Raw genomic sequence first — 756 nt, 5'->3', positions numbered from 1 at the left:
GCCAGTGCCGCACAGAGATTCATAAGGAAGTTATGTACAGAGCGATGGCGTGAATGGACAAGGTTGGCCTTGTTCTTGAGCAATTCGTTGATGCATTCTATTATATATCGCTTGCGCAGCATCATCTTGTCCCACAAGGGCATAAGCTTGTTTTTCATGTTCGACTTGAGCCCGTGAACAAGATGGATACCTTGGTTGAAGAGGTTCTCAAAGAATTCTTGCTTGATGTACCCCTTGTCGGCAAACACTTTGCCGTAGAGCACTTTGGTAAAGACCTTCCACACCATGGGATCCCTGTCGTCCACGTTTGCGGGAGTCAGGCAGAAGGTGAGCACGTCGCCCATCTCGTTGCACAGCAGATGCAGCTTGAAACCATGACACCAGCCCATCGTTCCCTTTCCGTTCTTGGCGAGCCCATCAAACACCTTGTTGAATTTCCTTCTCATGTTGTGGCATACGGGAATCATCGTACTGTCTACGAAACTAATGCCCGTGCACTTTCCAAAACCTTGGATGCGCATGAAGGCCATCAGGTCGAAGAACACGCGGGGCATGAGTTCCACGAAGCGCGTGTAGGACACGGCCTTTGGGAAGTAGCTGGCCAGATGTTCCTTGATGAAAAAGAGGTAATAGTGCTTGAAGTTGCGGAATGAGCCAAAATGGTAGCACAGCAGAATGGTCATGATTTCGCTCTTGGACATTTGCCCTTTGCGGTTTCTCATTCGCTTATATCCCTCGTCTATGGGGGCGATATGG

At 49.3% G+C, this 756-nt stretch carries 1 protein-coding gene; it reads right to left on the bottom strand.

The genetic code is table 11. The annotated features are described in order from the left end of the window. A partial coding sequence (locus HMPREF0670_RS15135; protein WP_009232007.1) for an IS982 family transposase occupies positions 1-756 on the bottom strand: 756 nt, incomplete at both ends.

Source organism: Prevotella sp. oral taxon 317 str. F0108 (assembly GCF_000162415.1).
In the GTDB taxonomy this organism is placed as follows: domain Bacteria; phylum Bacteroidota; class Bacteroidia; order Bacteroidales; family Bacteroidaceae; genus Prevotella; species Prevotella conceptionensis.
This window is presented reverse-complemented; position numbering and strand designations above follow the sequence as displayed.